At 64.9% G+C, this 15,437-nt stretch carries 17 protein-coding genes; 11 read left to right on the top strand and 6 right to left on the bottom strand.

Going from position 1 to position 15,437, the window contains the following annotated elements:
• Nucleotide 1 precedes the first annotated feature (1 nt).
• The 3 genes from K323_RS0110225 to dut are packed head-to-tail and all read right to left on the bottom strand — an operon-like array spanning nucleotide 2 to nucleotide 1,898.
• Nucleotides 2-778: a DUF3159 domain-containing protein gene (locus tag K323_RS0110225; protein ID WP_026851508.1), complete on the bottom strand. Its 777-nt coding sequence runs from the start codon at nucleotides 776-778 to the stop codon at nucleotides 2-4.
• 20 nt (nucleotides 779-798) lie between these two features.
• Nucleotides 799-1,428, bottom strand: coding sequence for a DUF3710 domain-containing protein (locus K323_RS0110230; protein ID WP_026851509.1), 630 nt, complete (start codon nucleotides 1,426-1,428; stop codon nucleotides 799-801).
• Complete coding sequence (gene dut, locus K323_RS0110235; RefSeq protein WP_022885190.1) at nucleotides 1,425-1,898, bottom strand: dUTP diphosphatase; 474 nt, start codon at nucleotides 1,896-1,898, stop codon at nucleotides 1,425-1,427. The genes K323_RS0110230 and dut overlap by 4 nt, the downstream gene beginning before the upstream one ends.
• A 38-nt stretch (nucleotides 1,899-1,936) precedes the next feature.
• Here dut and K323_RS0110240 point away from each other — a divergent pair, with 38 nt between their 5' ends.
• Complete coding sequence (locus tag K323_RS0110240; RefSeq protein WP_022885191.1) at nucleotides 1,937-2,392, top strand: DUF3093 domain-containing protein; 456 nt, start codon at nucleotides 1,937-1,939, stop codon at nucleotides 2,390-2,392.
• A 32-nt stretch (nucleotides 2,393-2,424) separates the two neighbouring features.
• On the opposite strand, the gene K323_RS0110245 is transcribed toward K323_RS0110240, so the two are convergent.
• Nucleotides 2,425-2,718: a DUF4193 domain-containing protein gene (locus K323_RS0110245; RefSeq protein ID WP_026851510.1), complete on the bottom strand. Its 294-nt coding sequence runs from the start codon at nucleotides 2,716-2,718 to the stop codon at nucleotides 2,425-2,427.
• A gap of 198 nt (nucleotides 2,719-2,916) precedes the next feature.
• On the opposite strand from K323_RS0110245, the gene sepH reads away from it, so the two are divergent.
• From sepH to K323_RS0110265, 4 genes are read left to right on the top strand one after another with little or no spacing between them, the layout of a single operon-like run.
• Nucleotides 2,917-4,074 (top strand): septation protein SepH, encoded by a 1,158-nt coding sequence (gene sepH / locus K323_RS0110250; RefSeq protein ID WP_026851511.1) that lies wholly within the window; start codon nucleotides 2,917-2,919, stop codon nucleotides 4,072-4,074.
• A 33-nt stretch (nucleotides 4,075-4,107) separates the two neighbouring features.
• The gene (locus K323_RS25330; protein WP_211219842.1) at nucleotides 4,108-5,256 is read left to right on the top strand and encodes a winged helix DNA-binding domain-containing protein; all 1,149 of its coding nucleotides are present in this window, start codon (nucleotides 4,108-4,110) and stop codon (nucleotides 5,254-5,256) included.
• Nucleotides 5,257-5,291: 35 nt separating this feature from the next.
• Nucleotides 5,292-6,341, top strand: coding sequence for an FUSC family protein (locus K323_RS0110260; RefSeq protein ID WP_022885195.1), 1,050 nt, complete (start codon nucleotides 5,292-5,294; stop codon nucleotides 6,339-6,341).
• Between the two features lie 10 nt (nucleotides 6,342-6,351).
• Nucleotides 6,352-7,002, top strand: a complete 651-nt coding sequence (locus tag K323_RS0110265) for a TMEM175 family protein (RefSeq protein ID WP_022885196.1) — start codon at nucleotides 6,352-6,354, stop codon at nucleotides 7,000-7,002.
• 13 nt (nucleotides 7,003-7,015) lie between these two features.
• Here the strand turns inward: K323_RS0110265 and K323_RS0110270 are convergent, their stop codons facing one another.
• Both K323_RS0110270 and K323_RS25335 read right to left on the bottom strand, forming a co-directional pair.
• Entirely contained in the window at nucleotides 7,016-7,579 is a 564-nt protein-coding gene (locus K323_RS0110270; protein ID WP_022885197.1) for a YceI family protein, read from the bottom strand.
• A gap of 96 nt (nucleotides 7,580-7,675) precedes the next feature.
• Entirely contained in the window at nucleotides 7,676-8,908 is a 1,233-nt protein-coding gene (locus K323_RS25335; protein WP_084697163.1) for a glycoside hydrolase family 3 N-terminal domain-containing protein, read from the bottom strand.
• 79 nt (nucleotides 8,909-8,987) lie between these two features.
• Here K323_RS25335 and K323_RS0110280 point away from each other — a divergent pair, with 79 nt between their 5' ends.
• The 6 genes from K323_RS0110280 to K323_RS0110305 all read left to right on the top strand — a co-directional run bounded on the left by K323_RS0110280 (nucleotide 8,988) and on the right by K323_RS0110305 (nucleotide 15,411).
• Nucleotides 8,988-9,770: an oxygenase MpaB family protein gene (locus K323_RS0110280; RefSeq protein WP_022885199.1), complete on the top strand. Its 783-nt coding sequence runs from the start codon at nucleotides 8,988-8,990 to the stop codon at nucleotides 9,768-9,770.
• Nucleotides 9,771-9,814: 44 nt separating this feature from the next.
• The gene (locus tag K323_RS25340) at nucleotides 9,815-10,987 is read left to right on the top strand and encodes a nitronate monooxygenase (RefSeq protein ID WP_022885200.1); all 1,173 of its coding nucleotides are present in this window, start codon (nucleotides 9,815-9,817) and stop codon (nucleotides 10,985-10,987) included.
• A gap of 113 nt (nucleotides 10,988-11,100) precedes the next feature.
• Complete coding sequence (locus tag K323_RS25345) at nucleotides 11,101-11,595, top strand: Lrp/AsnC family transcriptional regulator (RefSeq protein ID WP_022885201.1); 495 nt, start codon at nucleotides 11,101-11,103, stop codon at nucleotides 11,593-11,595.
• Nucleotides 11,596-11,705: 110 nt separating this feature from the next.
• Nucleotides 11,706-12,902 carry a pyruvate dehydrogenase (acetyl-transferring) E1 component subunit alpha gene (pdhA, locus tag K323_RS25350; RefSeq protein WP_084697184.1) on the top strand — a complete coding sequence of 399 codons (1,197 nt, stop codon included), beginning with the start codon at nucleotides 11,706-11,708 and terminating at the stop codon, nucleotides 12,900-12,902.
• Nucleotides 12,899-14,014, top strand: a complete 1,116-nt coding sequence (locus K323_RS0110300; RefSeq protein WP_084697165.1) for an alpha-ketoacid dehydrogenase subunit beta — start codon at nucleotides 12,899-12,901, stop codon at nucleotides 14,012-14,014. The genes pdhA and K323_RS0110300 overlap by 4 nt, the downstream gene beginning before the upstream one ends.
• Entirely contained in the window at nucleotides 14,011-15,411 is a 1,401-nt protein-coding gene (locus K323_RS0110305; RefSeq protein ID WP_022885205.1) for a dihydrolipoamide acetyltransferase family protein, read from the top strand. The genes K323_RS0110300 and K323_RS0110305 overlap by 4 nt, the downstream gene beginning before the upstream one ends.
• Nucleotides 15,412-15,437: the final 26 nt, after the last annotated feature.

Genomic DNA, 15,437 nt, shown 5'->3' on the forward strand with positions numbered 1-15,437 from the left:
GTCAGCCTCGAGAGCGTGGGGATTCGCGGTACACCGACCGCACCATCAGCCAGGAGACGATCAGGAGTGGTGCGTACAGCGGGATGCCCATGAGCAGCTTCGTTGCTCCCAGCCACTCGACATTGCCGGCGAAGTACAACGGCAGCTGCACAGCCAGCCGAAGCGCGAAGAGACCTGCCCAGCAGAACGTGAGGATCGTGAGGACCTTGCGCTTCGATGCGTCCTCTCGCCAGGCCGTTCCGTCGCCCATCAGGAATCCGACAGCGAGACCGATCAGTGGCCACCCGATCAGGGCGGAGATGAGAAGGGCAACGCCATACGCGGCATTCGTCCAGAATCCGGGCAGGTAGAAGTCCTGCGCATTGCCCGTCAGCAGGGCGAGTCCCGCGCTGATGGCGATGCCGATCAGCCCGCCGATGGCCTGGCTCACGGTCTGCTTCTGTGCCAGACGGGCACCGGCGAAGACCAGACCGATCACCACGGGCGCGATCAGAGCCGGAATCAGATCACGCGTGAACGTGTACGTGAGGAGGAACACCAGCCCGGGCAGCACAGCCTCAACGAGGCCACGGATGCCGCCCATGGCTTTCAGCAGCGCCTGGCCGCTGATCGCCTCACCTTCGGCCGCCGGACTGAAGCCTGCGCGCCGTGCAGCCTGCGCCATCCCCTCCGCGAACACACCAGGGACGCTGTCGCTGTCGCTGGGACGGGGTGTGCCTGGTTCGCTCGGTTCACCGGGCGTGTCAGGAGACTCGGGCCGCTCTGGTACTTCTGGCATGCCGGATCTTTCGGCGCCGGTCAGGCGTTCGACGCGCCGGCGTCACCGGTCGGTCCGACGGGCATTCGGAGCGGGATCAGGTCGCGAGGCGGCATCGGCGCCTGGCCACGGATCACAACGATGCTCCGGAACAGGTCTTCGACGGCGGCCGCGGCTTCCGGGTTGACGGCGCCTTCCCCCGCGATGACCCCACGCAGAAACCACCGGGGCCCGTCGATTCCGACAAAACGGGCCAGCCGCGTCGTTCCGCCGGCTCCCTGCCCTGCCGCCACCGGGATCTCGGCGAGAAGCTCCGGCCCGAACGGGCCTTCCCGGAGCGTTGTCGTTCCGCCCTGCTTGCCGATCTGATCGGCGATCTGGTCGCGGATCTCATGCCACAAGCCACTCGACCGGGGAGCCGCGAACGGTTGGACCTGCAGGGTCGAGCCGGCGTAGTCGAGGCCGATGGCCACAACACGCTTGCTGCCCTCCTCGATCTCCAGGCGCAGGTGCAGGCCTTCCCGCGGCAGGATCTTGACGCCGCCGAGGTCAACGTACGGGCGAACCGGGTTCGCCTCCGACTCGTCGAGCGGTCCCTGTTCTTCTCTGTCATCGGGGGCTGACTTCGGCTGCGGCTCGGGCGCAGCTCCGGCAGGATAGATGTCACTCATCGTTCGGCACCTCTCTTCTTTCCTTCAGCGAGTGCCGCGCCGAGCCCGCTCGAGCCGAACCCGGATTCACCACGCTGGCTCCCCGGCAGTCGCTCAACAGGAACGAACTGTGCACGCGTCACCGGCATCACGATCAATTGTGCAATCCGGTCGCCGGCGCTGATCCGGTACGGTTCGCGTTGGTCGGTGTTCAGCAGCGTGACCATGATCTCCCCGCGGTATCCGGCGTCGACCGTGCCGGGAGAGTTCACGATCGTGATCCCGTGCTTCACCGCGAGCCCACTGCGCGGAACCACAAACGCCGCGAAGCCGTCCGGAAGGGCGATCGCCACACCTGTGCCGACAAGTGCCCGTTCGCCGGGGGCGAGAACGACGTCTTCATTCGAGTGAAGGTCGGCTCCGGCATCCCCTGGATGCGCATAGCCGGGAACAACCGGCGCGGTAATCAGTACTTCGACGCTTTCTGCCACGTGTCGAGGGTAGTGCAGATATCTGATCGAATAGAGCCATGCCTGAATATCGCGAAAAACTCTGGGCCGCGCCATGGGTGTTCGTCGCCACGGCCCTGGTGATCCCCGCCAGCATCCTGGTGCTTGCCCCGATCTCGCTTCCCGCGGGAATCGTCACCGCGGTCGTGCTGTACGGCGGCTGTGTCCTGCTGTTCACGATCGGCTCGCCGACGGTGAGGGTCTCAGACGGTGTACTGACTGCGGGCCAGGCATCCGTACAGACGAAGTTCCTGGGAGAAGCCGAGGCATTCGAAGGTGCAGAAGCCACAATGGAGCGTGGAACACGCCTCGACGTTCGGGCGTGGCTGCTCATCCGCGGCTGGGTCTCCCCTGTGGTTCGGATTCCTGTGCTCGACCCGGGGGACCCAACGCCGTATTGGCTGCTCTCAAGTCGTCGACCCCACAAACTGGCCGCCGCGATCAACGGATCGAGGCGGCCGGTTTCAGAAGATTAGCCTCTGCTGGGGTGGTACGCGGTCTGAAGACCTTACGCGTCGCATTCCAGGCAGATCGGGCCGAGCTTGGTCTCGTGTGAGACCTGGGAACGGTGCTTGACCAGGAAGCACTGCACGCAGGTGAACTCATCAGCCTGCGGAGGCAGCACGACGACATCGAGGTCGAGATCGGACAGGTCTGCGCCGGGAAGTTCGAACCCCCCGGGGTTGTCCGCGTCGTCGACGTCAACAACGCCGCTCATCTTGTCGGGCACACGCTCCTTGAGGGCCTCGATCGACTCTGAGTCGTCTTCGGTCTTCCGCGGTGCGTCGTAATCGGTTGCCATGCCCATCCATTCCAGTAGCGCCGATCAAACGAAATCAGCGGGCATAGTTTGCATCAAACGGTGACGAATAGCAAACCACTTTGCCCATCTCTTGATCAGCACAGTCATCAACTTGCGGCGCGCCCGGTCTATTCCCCGAAATCAGGGGTGTTTCATGGCATTCTTGGCCTCACCAGTGATCGCGAGAGGGCTTTCGCCATGCAGGAATTGAAGGTTATCGGAGTCGAGAACGGCGCGCTGCTCGCAGCGAGCGAAGAGGGTGATCGTTTCAGGATCGCCATTGACGATGTTCTCCAGTCCCGGCTTCGCCGAACCACAACGGAATCGTCGACCGGACCCAAGCTGTCGCCAAAGGAGATTCAGGCGCACATCAGGTCGGGAATGAGCGCGGAAGACGTGGCCAGCGTCACTGGCGCGCCCCTCGACTATGTGAACCGCTTCGAAGGAGCGGTGATCGCCGAGCGCGAGTACATCGTCTCGTCGGCCCTGAGCGTGCCGGTGCACACCGCGGCCGATCAAGATGCCGAACGCCGTTCGAGCTTCGGCAGTGTCATCAGGGAACGCCTGGCAGCACTGGGCGCCACCGACGAACGATGGGCAAGCTGGAAAGAACCGGCCGGCGGCTGGATCGTCAAGCTGTCCTTCACGGCAGATGAGATCGACCACGATGCACGATGGGGATTCGAGCCGAAGAAGAACGCCCTCTCCCCGATGGGCAGCGAGGCAATCGCCCTCTCCCAGCAGGGTGAGCTCAAGGGCGCATTGATTCCGCGCCTGCGTGCGGTCGGGGCGGAAACCAGCCCTGCCGACGTCTCCCGCTTCGACAGCGGTGCATTCACCTTCCGCGAGTCACTCCCAGACGAGATCCTGGGCGACACAGCACCGAACATCGAACCTGTGCCGTACAGCCGTTCTGTCACCACCAGCGACGCGGTGTCACGCGCCGCCATCAAGCGAGCGGACGAACCCCCGAAGAGCCTCACCGAAACGGCGGACCTCCTCGAGGCACTGCGCAAGAGACGGGGCGAGCGTGAAGCCGCCGGTTCTGGTGAACACGACGGCAGTGACGGGCCCACTTCGACGGGTATGCGACTGGTCGATGTGCCGCTCGACACGTTCGATGACCTCCCGACCGCGGATGATGTGGCGAATGAACCAGCCAGGAACGCCTGGGCAGAGCAGGCGGCGAGGGCGCAGGCGACGAACTCGGCTGACAGATCGGCGAACCGGTCGGACCCCGCCAGGAGTCCGTCACCGACACGCACGACGGGAAGCCACGGGAAGCGCGGTCGCGCGTCAATGCCCAGCTGGGATGAGATCGTCTTCGGGGCACGCACGGACGACGACCTCGCCTAACCGACTCGCCAATACTCGCGCCGATAGACCATGGTGACAACCGCTTCTCGGAAAGACGTCGCGCGCATCAGGCTGCACGCGCAGGCACTGGCCGAACACGAGCTGCACTCCCCCGTCGCCGTGGTCGAACGCATGCTCGCAATGCAGGCACAGGACTTCCTCGCCGGTAAATGGGCCATCGGCATCCGTTCGCCCGGTCTGTCAGCTGCCGACGTCGATGCGGCCATCAACTCTGGCGCGATCGTGCGTTCCTGGCCGATGCGCGGCACGCTGCATTTTGTTCCACCTGCCGATCTGGGCTGGATGCTGCAGCTCACCGCGCCACGGCTGCTGGCCGGAACGAAAACACGACAGGCGCAACTGGACCTCGACCAGTCGGTGATCGAGAAGGCCCGCGCGGTTGCCGTCGACGCGCTCACCGGCGGCAGGGAGCTCAGTCGCGCGGGATTCCTGCAGGCCCTCGAAGACCGAGGGATCGGCACAACAAACCAGCGTGGCTACCACCTGATCTGGCACCTGGCACAGTCCGGCACGCTCTGCTGGGGTCGCATCGACGGAAAGACCCAGGTGCTCGTGCTGCTCGATGAATGGGTACCGCGCCATCGGCGCCTGGAGCGCGAAGAGGCACTGGGCGAATTCCTGGTGCGATACCTGCGCGGCCACGGGCCAGCGACGGTCAAGGATTTCGCCTGGTGGTCGCAGCTCACCCTGGCCGACGCCCGCATCGGACTCGCCGTTGCGAGAGACAGGATCACCGAGATGAATGTCGACGGCCAGACCCTGTACCTCGATTCGGCAACGGATGTCGGCGAGCTCGGCAGTCGGGTTCGCCAACGCTCCCCCGTGCTCACGCTCGGTGGTTTCGACGAATACCTGCTCGGCTATCAGGACCGCTCGTTCAGCATCGACGCGGGTGACCTGGTGCGGGTCATTCCCGGTAAGAATGGCATTTTCCTGCCGATCATGGTGTCGAATGGCCGCGTTGTGGGAACCTGGCGCAGACTGGTCAAGGGTCGCGGTATCACCGTCGAATCCCAGCCATTCGGTGCGTTCTCCGAGCGTCGTGCAGCAGGCTTTGCACGCAGTATCGGCCACTACGCGACATTCCTTGGCATGCCGGCCACCGTCAACCGCCTCGTGGATATCGGTTCAGACCCCACACGGGCCGCGGCACCGGCCTGAGACGGCGCTAGCTGAGTCGGCACTAGCCTGAGAACGTGAGACTCACAGCGAACTTGAGGGCAAAGAGCCGAGTTCCGCTGCTGCAGGCCGTCAAGACCTCTGTCGCGACGGTTCTCGCCTGGCTGGTGGCCCAGTTGCTGCTCCCGACCGAACTTCCGATTTTCGCCGCCATCGCGGCTCTCCTCGTTGTGCAGCCGAGCGTCAACCAGTCGCTGGGAAAGGCCGTCGAGCGCAGTCTCGGCGTCATCGGTGGCGTCCTGATCGCCTACGCCGTTGCGCTGGCGTTCGGTCAGTCGAGCTGGATCGTTCTCCTGGCAGTGGTGATCTGCATCATGCTCGCCTGGGCGCTGCGCCTCTCTCCCGGCTCCGCAAACCAGATTCCGATCAGTGCCATGCTGGTCCTGTCGATCGGCGCCTCAACGCCCGATTATGCGCTTGACCGAATCATCGAGACGGTCATCGGGGCGGGAATCGCACTCGTTGTCAATCTCGTGATCGTACCTCCCGTGCTCCTGGCGCCCGCACACAACGCCATCATTCTCCTGGCCGGTGAGGTGGCCGACTCCTTCGACAGGATGGTGACGGCGCTTGAGGGGCCGCAGCCCACCGCCGTGCTGGAGGAGACCATGATCAAAGCTCGCTTGCTGCGCCCGATGCAGGTCGCTGCGGATTCCGCGATCGAGCAGGCAGAGGAAAGCCTCACCCTGAACCCGCGCCAGGCCCGTTATCGGCGCGAATTCGCAGCCGACACTGCGCTGCAGGTTCGGCTGCGCACCCTGGTCACGCGCTCCATCGGAATGACGAGGGCCATCCGCGATCGATACGACGATTCCTTGCATCTTGAGCCGACGGTTCGGGCGATTTCGATCGAACTCGAGCGGGCAGCACACGACTTGCGTCTACTGGCCAGGCAGGCCGAAGACCCGGATGCCGGGAGCCATCCGTTGACGGCAGAACCACTCGCGTTGACGGCGCCGCTGACGATCAGCATGCCCCACCCGGAGCACTGGATACTGATCGGTTCACTGATGGAGGATCTGCGCCGGGTTCGCGAGGAGATCGTCGGCGAAATCGAGTCCCAGTAAACTTTCAGCCATGCAGCGCTCAGAGCAGGCCGAAGGCCACCCCCGCCGGCTCGTTTCGACCAGGCGGCTTGAGGCGTTCACCGACGGGGTGTTCGCCATTGCGGCCACCCTGCTGGTGCTAGAGCTGTCGACCGACAGCCTGAATAAGGCGAACTCCGACGACGCCATGTGGCACGCGCTACTCGGCCTCGGGCCGTCTGTGCTCAACTTCGGCGTGAGCTTTGTACTCCTCGCTTTTCTGTGGAAAGTGCACGTGCGGCAGTTCGAGTACATCTCCCAGGCCGACACCGTGATGCTGTGGCTGAACTCGCTTCGGCTGCTCGGAGTCGTGTTCGTGCCGTTCGCCACCAGCCTGAACGACGATTTCAGCGACTACCTCGCTGGGCGGATGCTGCTCCCCATCACCTTCTTGTGGGTAGTCGTCCTGGGAGCGGTGCAGTGGTTCTATGCGTCTTCTCGTTCACGGTACCTGCTGGAAGGGATTCCCGCCGGCGTCATCCAGAACGGGCGCGCCGGCGGGATCGCCGTGGTCATCCTCGCGGTCGGGGTAGTGCTTCTGTCGACCGTGGTCGGATCATTCGCATTCTTCCTGTTTGTCCTGAACCCCGCCGTCACCGCGCTGACGAAGCGAATGCGGTGGGGTGGCCAGGCCCAGGCCTGAGAAACGGGTCAATTCAGTCCTGTGCCAGAACGGCCTGGAGTTCGAGCGTGATGGTGACCGTGTCACCGAGGAGCACGCCGCCGGTCTCGAGTGCGGCGTTGTAGTTGAGTCCGAAGTCTTCGCGCTTCACAACGGCCTTGGCAGAGGCACCACCCTTGTAGTTTCCGTATGGGTCGCCACCGAAGCCGCCGAACTCGAACTCGAACGTCACGGGGCGGGTCACGCCCTTGATCGTGAGATCGCCGTCGACGAGGAATTCTCCGCTGACCTGGCGCACACCGGTCGATACGAACTCGATGTTCGGGTGGGTCTCTGCCTCAAAGAAGTCGCCGGTGCGCAGGTGTGCGTCACGGTTCGGCTCGTTGGTGTTGATCGAAGCAACCACGGCCGTAGCGGTGACCGATGAGTCGAGCGGATTCGGCGCAGTCACGAAGGTTGCGTCGAACTTCTCGAACTTACCCTTGACCTTGCTGATCATGATGTGGCGGATGCTGAAACCGACCTCGCTGTGAGTGGGGTCGATGGTCCAGGTGCCGGCGCGGTAGCCGGGAATCTCCGTGGTGATGGTCTCGGTCATATGAATGTCCTCCGTTTGATGAATTGGAACGGGCGGCTTCAGCCCACCCCTCAGGTACATGCAAGTGCATAGACCTCGGAGTTATTCCGACATCGCTCAAACGGGCGAAAGACTTCGTCGCAACGCGATGGCCTTCCTCGCCGCGCCATCGATCGACGCTCGGTCGATCTGGCCGCTCTCTACTGCTGAGACGACGGCGGCGATCAAGCCGCCGACGTCGATGCCTTCGGTGGCCGGGTCTGCCGGCAGAAGATAGAGGAGCATCCCTGTGCCTGCAGCCAGCGCCCTGATCGCATTCTGGGCAGGGTCCTGGTACTCGGGAAGGCCGGTGTGCTGGAGCATCAGCATGTCGTCGCTGATGATGACACCGGTGAAACCGAGCTCGTCCCTGAGCACACGGTGCCACACCGGCGACAGGCTTGCCGGTGTCTGGTCGATCGCGGGATAAGCGAGGTGGCCGAGCATGACCAGTTCTGCGCCAGCGTCGATCCCGGCCACGAACGGGGGCGCTGACTGCGCCAGCCACTCCTCGTAGCCAAGCGGCGCCACGGGCACGCTGACGTGTGAGTCCCCCGGTGCCTCACCGTGGCCGGGGAAGTGCTTGATGGTGCTGGCGACCGCCCCCTGCTCCGCGGCAACGGCCGCGCCGACGCGCTCGGCGGCGCCGGCCGGATCGGCTCCGAGAACACGGTCGTAGATGAAGGAGGACGGGTCGTCCGTGACATCGGCCACGATGCCGAGGTTGACGTTGATGCCAACGCTCGCGAGGAGATCGGAACGGCTCGCGAAGGCATCCGTCGTCGCCTGCACCGGCTCGGATTTCAGAACGTCCGCCCCCGGTGCAAGGTCGAACGGAAGCCGGCTCACGATTCCGCCCTCCTGGTCGACCATGATCAGCGCCGGAAGAGCCGGGTCTGCGCTCAGCCCCGCCGTGATGGCGGCGAGCTCGGCCGGAGTTCCCGGGATGTTGTCGCCCATCAGGATGACCCCACCGATGCCGTAGCCGTCGATGAACGAGCGAATGGCCGCGGCATCCGTGCCTGGGTAGTGCAGCACAAAGAGGCCGGCAACCTTCTGTTGCAAGGTCATCCCGGCGAGTCGTTCGTTCGCGTACACCAGGTCAGGATCAACGACCTTCTCCGGCCCGCTCACGAGCTGCCGGCCGGGTGGGTCGGGGGTGGGTGTCTGGGTGGAAGCCCCGGGCGCCGGGTTCACACATCCGGCCAGGGCGAGTGCCACCCCGATCACCAGCACAACACCCTTCCAGCTTTGCCGTCCCCAGCCACGCGCGCCGGACCGCAGGTGCGTATACCGGTGTTGCGATCCCATCCTGCGATGCTAGCCCTCGCCCTGTCGACGGTCGTGCAGAACGTCACACTAGGCTCGCCACGAGGAGAGGAAGCGGCCGATGACATTTCGAGAGGTCGCGTCCGAATCGGTGCTCATCGGCGCCGGCGGTCGCGCCATCCTGCTGCAGCTGGCACATCCCGCGGTCGGCCACGGCGTTGCCCGGCACAGCGACTTCGCGTCTCGTCCGCTCGATCGGCTGCACGCGACATTGACCTACGTGTACGCGGTCGCGTGCGGGAGCGAAGCGGAGATCGACGTCATCCGTCGCCGGGTGAACCGGGCGCATGCTCCCGTGCACAACAATCCGCACGATGAGGACTCCGGGGTTGCCTACAACGCGTACACCCCCGAGCTCCAGCTCTGGGTGGCAGCCACGCTCTACGACTCGGCCATCACCATGCACGAGCGCGTGTTCGGGCCGCTCGACACAGAGCTGGCCGACGAACTGTACGTCGATTACGCGAGACTCGGAACAACGCTGCAGGTTCCGATTGAGCTGTGGCCTGCCGACCGTGCAGCGTTCGCCGTCTACTGGGATGACCAGCTTTCCCGATTGCGCACGGACGAGACAACCAGGTCGGTGGCGCTGCAACTGCTCCATCCCGTGCATGGGCCGCTCCTGTTACGCGCGGCGATGCCGCTCGGGCGCCTCCTGACCGCCGGCTTGCTGCCCGAGCCGCTCAGGGCGGAGTTGAAACTGCCCTGGACGACGCGGTCTGCGCGACGATTCGATCGCCTCATTCAACTGATCGCCGCCGTCTACCCGCGTCTCCCCCGCTCGGTCAGGCACTGGCCGAAGAACCACTACCTGCGGGCACTCCGAGCGTCGATGCAGCCGTAGGCTCGAGGCAGGAGGCGTAAGCCCCAGCGCCCGAAAGGAACGATGTGACTGTGCCCGAAAACGATGTGACTGTGCGCGGTGCCAACAGAGGCTGGAAGAAGACGCGGCTCACAGAACTACTGGGATTGGACGTTCCAATAGTGCTTGGTCCGTTCGGCGGGCTGTCCTCTGTGACGCTGACAGCGGCTGTGAGCAATGCCGGAGGTCTCGGTTCATTCGGGCTTTATGGCTACAGCGCCGAACGCATCCGCCAGACGGTGGACCAGCTGCGGTCTCTGACGGCCGCGCCGTTCAACCTCAACATCTGGCTCGACCATGAGGGCGCGAGCGAGCTCCACCCCACCGACGACGAATTCGAGGCGTGGCTGGCGCCGTTGAAGCCGTACTTCACCGAACTCGGCGTACCGCTCCCTGAGTTGCCGTCTCAGTTTCTCCCAGCGTTCGATGAGCAGTTCGAGTCGCTGCTCGAAGCGCGGCCTGCTGTGGCGAGTTTCGTCTACGGAGTGCCATCGGCCGAGGTCGTCGATCGCTGTCGCAGAGCCGGCATTCTGACGGTTGGTTCTGCGACGACCGTCGACGAGGCCCTCGCACTGGATGACGGTGGGGTCGATGCGATTGTGGCCACGGGTTTTGAGGCGGGCGGCCATCGCCCGTCATTCCTTCGCCACGCGGAGGAATCGTTGACGGGGCTGTTCGCCCTCCTTCCCCAGGTCGTTGATGCCGTATCGGTTCCGGTCATCGCTGCGGGAGGGATCGCTGACGGCAGGGGAATCGCCGCTGCGCTCACTCTCGGCGCAGACGCAGCGCTGCTCGGAACTGCCTTCCTCGCGACGGAGGAATCCGCCGCGAGCGACGTGCACAAGGCGATGATCAGCAGCGATGACGCCCGCCGCACGATCCTCACACGCATATACAGCGGACGACTCGCGCGCGGCATCCCGAACCGACTGTACGCCGAGCTCCTCCCCAGCGCGGACGACCTCGCACCGTTCCCGGCGCAGAACTGGATTGCCGGGCGATTCAAGCCCGCTGCCGCCCAACAGGGAAACGCGGGCCTCATGTCGCTCTGGGCTGGGCAGGGAGCGCCGCTTGCACGCGGAGGCTCCGCCGCCGCCCTGATGAGCGCGCTCGAGTCGGAGACCGCGCGCAATCTCGCGGGAGGTGGCCACACGCCGGAGTTCCGCACGCCTCGAAACCTGTTCCGCGCGTCCGAATAATCAACGACATTGACCTAGTAGGCGGCCCTGGCGGGCCTCCTCAACCAGCGAAAATGGGGTCAGGACCGAAGCGAGTCGAGTACTCTGGAATCCCCGGATCACCTGAGGATTCCATGACGCAAAACCCCTCCCGCGGCGCCGGTATCGGCCTCGATGACATCGACCGCCAGATCGTGGTTGAGCTGGGCCGGGACGGCCGGCTGTCGATGCGCCAGATCGCTGAGCGCGTGCACATCTCACGCACCTCTGCCCATACCAGGGTGACCCAGCTGGTGAAGAGCGGAGTCATCACGGGATTCGGAGCATCAATCGACCGGTCGTCGCTCGGCCTGCACGTCTCCGCCCTGGTCATCGTGACGATCGCCGATGTGTCGTGGGGCGATATCGCCTCACAACTGGCTGCATTGCCCTTCGTCGAGAAGGCCCAGGCCGTCAGTGGAGACATCGACATCATCCTTACCGTGAGCGCTCCCGACCACGAGCAGTTGAGCCAGGCGATCCTCCGCGACATCCACAGCATGCCAGGGGTCGTGTCAACCAGATCGCATCTGATCCTCGAAGAGCTCGAGGGCCAGTCACCCAGCACTGCTCCGGACATCTGGCGCTGATTCGCAGGTTTCGGTGACCGTTCGTTCCGGCCTTTGCCCGGGGGCGGCCAATCGTACCGACCTTGCCAAAACGGCTGGAATGCCCTCCCCGGATGGCGCACGATTACGTCATGGACCTCACCGCCCTGAGCGCGTCGTTGCGTACCCTCCCGCCTTCTCAACCCCTTCGACTGATCGACGAGAACGGGCTCAGGACCGACGCCGAAGCAAGTGCCGGATTTCCGCTTCCGAGCACGGAGATTTTGCTCGGGCTCTACCGCAAGATGGTGATCGCCAGGCGGTTCGACCTGCAGGTGACCGCGCTGACCAGGCAGGGTCGGCTCGCCACTTATCCGTCTGCGCTCGGCCAGGAGGCGTGTGAAATCGCCGCGGTGGCTGCGCTTGATGCAGATGACTGGCTGTTTCCCACCTACCGCGACAGTATTGCGCTGCTGACCCGCGGGGTCGCGCCAGAGCACATCCTCGCGTCGTTCCGCGGCGACTGGCACAGCGGCTACGACAATTACGAGCACCGGATCGCGCCGCAGGCGACTCCTCTCGCGACCCAGGCACTGCACGCAGTCGGCCTGGCCACGGCATCCAAGCTCAAACGCGACAAGACGGTCGCGCTGACCTTCCTCGGCGACGGTGCAACCAGCGAAGGCGACGCACACGAAGCATTCAATTTCGCCGCCGTCTGGCAAGCCCCGGTGGTGTTTGTGGTGCAGAACAACCAGTTTGCCATCAGCGTTCCGCTGGACAAGCAGATGCACTGCCAAATGATCGCCGACAAGGCCGTCGGCTACGGCATGCCAGGGTATTTCGTGGACGGCAACGACGTGGCTGCCATGTACGCCATCGTCACGCACGCGGTGCAGAACGCACGCTCCGGTGCTGGGCCAACCCTCATCGAAGGACTGACCTACCGCATCGAGGCGCACACGAACTCCGACGATCCGACGAGGTACCGTGCGTCGAGCGAGGTCGAGGAGTGGAAGGGTCGCGACCCGATCGCTCGCCTCGAGAAATATCTCCTTTCAGAGGGTGCGCTCTCGGATTCTGAGCGGAGCGACATCGACGCGGCCGCAGAGAAGCTCGCCGCCGCCACGCGTGAGTGCATGACCAGGGAAGCCGAGATCGATCCGCTCGAGTTGTTCGACCATCTCTACGCGACGCCAAGGCCGGCGCTGGCCGAGCAACGCCAGGCCCTCGCCGACGAACTCACCGCGCACGCCGACGCGGAGCTGTCTGAGGCGGCGCTGTCTGCCTCAGCAACCCCGGCGGCGGCCCAGGCCCAGGCACCGGCCCAGACGGGAGCCCACTCATGACCGCCAATCACCTCGATTCGGTTCCGGGCACAGCACTGCCGACACCAACACCGCCGACACCAACCACGCCGTCACCAGTGCCACCAGCACCTACGCCGCCAATATCGCAGACGGATGCCGCCCCAGCGACGCGCGCGCCGGCATCCGTCACCATGGCCGCCGCACTGAACGCCGCCATCAGGGACGCGATGACCGACGACCCGACCGTGGTGTTGTTCGGCGAGGACATCGGCCCGCTCGGCGGCGTCTTCCGGGTCACAGACGGCCTGTATTCGGAGTTCGGCGAGACCCGGGTCAGCGACTCACCGCTGGCAGAGTCCGGCATCGTCGGCACCGCCATCGGCATGGCGATCTACGGATTGCGGCCCGTCGTCGAAATGCAGTTCGACGCTTTCAGTTACCCAGCCTTCCAGCAGATCGTTTCGCACGTCGCGAAGATGCGCAACCGCACCAAAGGTAGGATCACGCTCCCCATCGTGATCCGCATCCCGTATGCCGGCGACATCGGCGGCGTCGAGCACCACTCAGACTCGTCCGAAGCGTACTGGACGTCGACGCCGGGGCTGACTGTCGTCACGCCGTCCAACCCCGCCGATGCCTACTCCATGCTGCGCGAGGCTATCGCGAGCGACGACCCGGTGATCTTCATGGAGCCCAAGAGTCGCTATTGGTCGAAGGCGGAGGTTTCGCTTCCAATTCACACCACGCCGATGACCAGGGCAGAGGTCCTCCGCGAAGGCACAGACGTCACCCTGATTTCCTACGGACCCACAGTGAAGACCGCGCTGGCCACCGCAGAGCAGGCCGCAGACGAGGGGCTGTCGATCGAGGTCATCGACTTGCGCAGTCTCTCCCCATTCGACGATGAGACCGTCAGCGCCTCGGTGCGCAAGACCTCGCGCGCCGCGGTGATCCATGAAGCCGCCCAGTTCGGCGGTTACGGTGCAGAGGTCGCCGCGCGGCTGACCGAGCGGAGCTTCTTTCACCTGGCCGCGCCGATCCTGCGAATCACCGGTTTCGACATCCCGTATCCGTCGCCGAAGCTCGAGGAATTCTTCCTGCCGACGCCGGACCGCGTCCTGTCCGCCATCGAGAAGTGGGAGTGGTCATGAGCGACTTCATCCTGCCAGACCTCGGCGAGGGCCTCACCGAGGCCGAGATCGTCTCCTGGCTGGTCTCCCCAGGCGACACGATCACGATCGACCAGCCGGTCGTCGAGGTCGAGTCGGCAAAGTCCGTCGTCGAGTTGCCTTCACCGTACGGTGGTGTGGTCGAGAAACTGTTCGGCGATGTCGGGCAGACCGTGCACGCCGGTACCGTGCTGCTTCGGGTGAACGACACCGCCGGCGGCGAGAGCGGTCCCGGTGACACCGCGACGGTAGCCGACGTGGCATACGAAAAGACGACGACGGATGACGCGCCCCCGCCCGCTGCGGAACCGGCGGTTGCCGAGTCGTCGGCAGGCAGCACGTCGGGCGCTGTGCTCGTGGGTTACGGCACCCGCGACGCTACGCCTCGAGCGCGACGCGCGATGTCGGGGAGATTCGGCAAGAGGGCGCCCGCTGCGCCGGCGGCATCCGTCGTCACCGTTCTTGATCCGGCCCGCCGCTCCCCCGTGGTGTCTCCGCTCGTGCGGAGACTGGCCAGGGAGAACGGTTTTGACGCCACCCAGTTAGCCGGATCAGGTCGCGACTCGCTGGTGCTGCGCCGCGACGTCGAATCGTTCATTCGCAAGCAGGAGCATGTGGAAACTGTTGCGAACGCCACTCCCGAGACGCCTCCGCCAGGCGCCCCAGCCCCCACCAGCGCACAACCGGTGACAGACACGCGCATCCCGATCACGGGGCTTCGCAAAGCGGTCTCGCAGCGGCTGACGCTCTCCCGCAAAGAGATCCCAGAGGCGACGATTTGGATGGACGTCGACGCGACAGAGCTGTTCTCCGCCCGGGACCAGCTCCTCGCCGCCACCGGCGGACGTTTCAGCGTGACAGCGCTCATCGCCCGCTTTGTCATTGCGGGCCTCCGCGAATACCCGGTGCTCAACTCCTCGGTGGACACCGCCAGCCAAGAGATCCTTCAGCACGGAGCCGTGAACCTCGGCCTCGCCGCGCAGACGTCACGTGGACTCATGGTGCCCGTTGTCCACAATGCCCACGCCATGACGACGCGCCAGTTGCGCAATGCGATCGCCGAAATCGTCACGCAGTCGGCCGACGGCACCTTTCCGCCCAGCGCGCTGGCCGGCGGCACCTTCACGCTGAATAACTTCGGGGCCCTGGGTGTCGACGGTTCGGCGGCGATCATTAACCATCCGGAGGCCGCGATCCTCGGGATCGGACGCATGATCGAACGCCCCTGGGTCGTCGACCACCAGCTCGCCGTGCGCACCGTGGTCGAACTGTCAATGGTGTTCGATCATCGAGTCTGCGACGGGGGCACTGCTGCCGGATTCCTGACCCACATCGCCCGCTCAATCGAGTCACCGGTGTCGCTGCTCGCCGAGCTCTGACCGCCCGTCGCTCGACGGACCACGGC

The organism is Glaciibacter superstes DSM 21135, assembly GCF_000421145.1.
Classification (GTDB): domain Bacteria; phylum Actinomycetota; class Actinomycetes; order Actinomycetales; family Microbacteriaceae; genus Cryobacterium; species Cryobacterium superstes.